This window comes from Polynucleobacter sp. 35-46-11, from assembly GCF_002281105.1.
In genome coordinates, this window is sequence record NZ_NCFJ01000312.1 from 1 (window position 1) to 3,013 (window position 3,013).

Annotated in this window: 3 protein-coding genes; all 3 read right to left on the reverse strand. The window is 46.7% G+C overall.

What is annotated here, in order from left to right; genetic code table 11:
- Positions 1-1,146 (reverse strand): O-succinylhomoserine sulfhydrylase (locus tag B7Y67_RS14085; protein WP_293599186.1); only part of this gene is annotated, 1,146 nt, incomplete at its 3' end.
- Positions 1,147-1,215: 69 nt separating this feature from the next.
- Positions 1,216-2,754, reverse strand: a complete 1,539-nt coding sequence (purF, locus tag B7Y67_RS14090; protein ID WP_215300836.1) for an amidophosphoribosyltransferase — start codon at positions 2,752-2,754, stop codon at positions 1,216-1,218.
- A gap of 4 nt (positions 2,755-2,758) precedes the next feature.
- Positions 2,759-3,013, reverse strand: a 255-nt coding sequence (locus tag B7Y67_RS14095) for a CvpA family protein (protein WP_293599187.1), incomplete at its 5' end; no start/stop codon positions are given.

Here is a 3,013-nt window from a genome sequence, read left to right on the forward strand (position 1 = left end):
AATTCGGACGAGTCCATCGGTTATACCTGCTGCTTTGCGAGCTTCTGGACTAACGCGGCAATGCGTCGTTGTTGCAGGGTGCGTAATGGTTGTACGCGTATCACCTAGGTTTGCGGTAATGGAGCAAAGCTTGGTTTGATTAATCAATTTGAAGGCAGCCTTTTTGCCACCCTTAAGAGTGAAGGACAATATAGCGCCACCCGCTTTTTGTTGACGCTTAGCCAGTGCATGTTGCGGATGAGATTTCAGACCAGGGTGATAAACACGCTCTACCCCAGGCTGCTTTTCTAGCCATTGAGCAATTTCCAAGGCATTTTGACTTTGCTGCTTCATACGCAACTCTAGCGTCTCAAGACCCTTTAAAAACACCCAGGCATTAAACGCAGAGAGCGTTGGGCCAGCAGTTCTAACATACGGAAATACTTTACCCATAATGAAATCATTGCTGCCAACAATGGCGCCGCCCACTACGCGACCCTGACCATCCAAATACTTCGTTGCTGAATGGATGACTATATCGGCACCCAATGAGAGAGGCTTTTGTAATGCAGGCGTGCAGAAACAGTTATCTACTGCAAAGAGAGCTTTTGCCTTCTTGGCAATCTTAGAAATTGCCTTAATGTCCGCAATCTCAGTTAAAGGATTGGAAGGTGTTTCCAAATAAAAAAGTTTGGTGTTTTCTTGGACGGCATTTTGCCAAGCCTTGGTATCTGACAAATCCACATAAGTAGTTGTAATACCAAAACGACCCAAAATATTGCTAAACAATTGAATGGTTGCACCAAATACCGAGCGAGAGCAAACCACATGGTCGCCCGCTTGCAGATGGGACATGGCCATTGTCAAAATAGCAGCCATTCCAGAGGAAGTTGCAATGCAAGCCTCACCACCCTCTAATGCAGCCAATCGATCCTGGAACATGCTGACGGTGGGATTGGTAAATCGGGAGTAAATAAAGCCTTGGTCTGCATGCGCAAAACCATCTGCAGCCAACTCCGCACTATCGAAGCAAAAGCTGGAAGTGAGAAACATCGCCTCTGAATGCTCTTGGTACTCAGCAGTACGGCGAGTACCAGCGCGAACCGCAAGGGTCTCTAGCGCAAGTTTTGAGAAATCGGGTTTTTTGCGGGTAGTTTTGCTCTTCATACCGCTATTTTGACACCGAATTGCAGAATTGCCTCAGACAGTAGTATCTGAGGAATTCTGTCGTTGTTTTTAGTCTTCGGTAGCCAAATGCAGGTGAAGTTGTGATCGCGCAAAATCACTGGAGTCGCGTTGACGATCTGCCTTAGCCTCAGAGGTATTGCGAGCTGCCTCTAGGGCATCCAAATAAGATTCATTGATGTCGCCAGTAATATAGTGACCATCAAAACAAGAGGCTTCAAAGTGTTGGATATTGGGATTGATATCTTTAACTGCCTGCTTCATATCCTCAACACTTTGGTAAATCAGTTGATCTGCGCCAATCATCTTATTAATCTCTTCGTCGGTGCGACCGTAGGCAACTAGCTCACTCCGAGTTGGCATATCAATTCCGTAGACATTCGGGAAGCGGACAGGAGGCGCGGCAGAAGCAAAGATCACTTTCTTGGCACCAGACTCGCGCGCCATCTGCACTATTTCAAAAGAGGTGGTGCCGCGAACGATTGAGTCATCCACAATCAACACGGTTTTATCTTTGAATTCAATCCGCATTGCGTTCAGTTTCTGGCGAACCGATTTCTTGCGAACCGCTTGACCTGGCATGATGAAGGTTCTACCAATATAACGATTCTTAAAGAATCCTTCGCGGTAATCAACGCCAAGGCGTTTAGCAACTTGCATTGCCGCCGGACGACTGGAGTCCGGAATCGGCATAACAACATCGATCTCACCTGGAATAGTTTCTTTGCGAATCTTTTCGGCAAGGTAGTCGCCCATCCGCATACGTACGTTATAAACAGTAACGCCATCAATCGTTGAGTCTGGGCGGGCCATGTAGACGTACTCGAAAATACAAGGCGTTAGAACTGCGTCAGCAACACATTGACGGGAATAGAAATTGCCATCTAAGTCAATATAGATTGCTTCGCCTGGATTGACGTCACGTACAAAAGTAAAGCCAAGACCATCAAGCGCAACAGACTCAGAAGCAATCATCCACTCTGGACCCTTAGGTGTATCAATGCGACCAATACACAATGGACGAATGCCAAATGGATCCCGAAACGCTAATAAACCATAGCCAGCAATCAAAGAGACAACCGCATAAGAGCCCTTAACGCGCTTAGTTACCTCAGTAACTGCATTAAACATTGCACCCTCGTCCAGTGCTACGCTATTAGTCTCTTTTTGAAGTTCGTCAGCCAAAACGTTTAACAGCACCTCTGTATCAGAGCTGGTATTGATATGACGACGATCACGATAAGCCATCTCTACACGAAGACTAGCCGCATTGGTGAGATTGCCGTTGTGAGCCAAGATAATTCCATATGGGGCACTAACGTAAAAAGGCTGCGCCTCTTCTTCGCTACTAGCTGAGCCAGCGGTTGGATAGCGCACTTGGCCGATGCCAGCATTACCAACTAAGCTACGCATATTGCGGGTTCTAAATACATCTCGAACTAAACCGTTTGCTTTATGCATTGTGAATGAATTGCCATTCATCGTTGCCATACCTGCAGCATCTTGACCGCGATGTTGCAAAAGCAACAAAGCATCGTATATCAGCTGATTAACTGGGGAGTGGGAAACTGTTCCAACAACGCCGCACATAAGCCTAGATCCCTATGGTTAATGAAGGTGTAACGGTGGGTGTAATTTTAGGCATAGAACTGCCCAATTGCTTTGCCCAATCAGCTGGTAACCAGCCTTTTATTAAACTGGTAGCCATATCGATAGCTGGTCGTGTTATTGCTTTCTGCCAAGCTACGCTTTGAGGTATTGGTGTTAAAGCGGCTAAGGTAGCCATCACAACCACAACCACAGCGCCACGTGCTAAACCAAACACCAGCCCAAGAAAACGGTCCGTCAT

Excerpts from the sequence above, each read along its gene's own strand:
- purF (WP_215300836.1), bottom strand. The coding sequence starts at position 2,754 with ATGTGCGGCGTTGTTGGAACAGTTTCCCACTCCCCAGTTAATCAGCTG.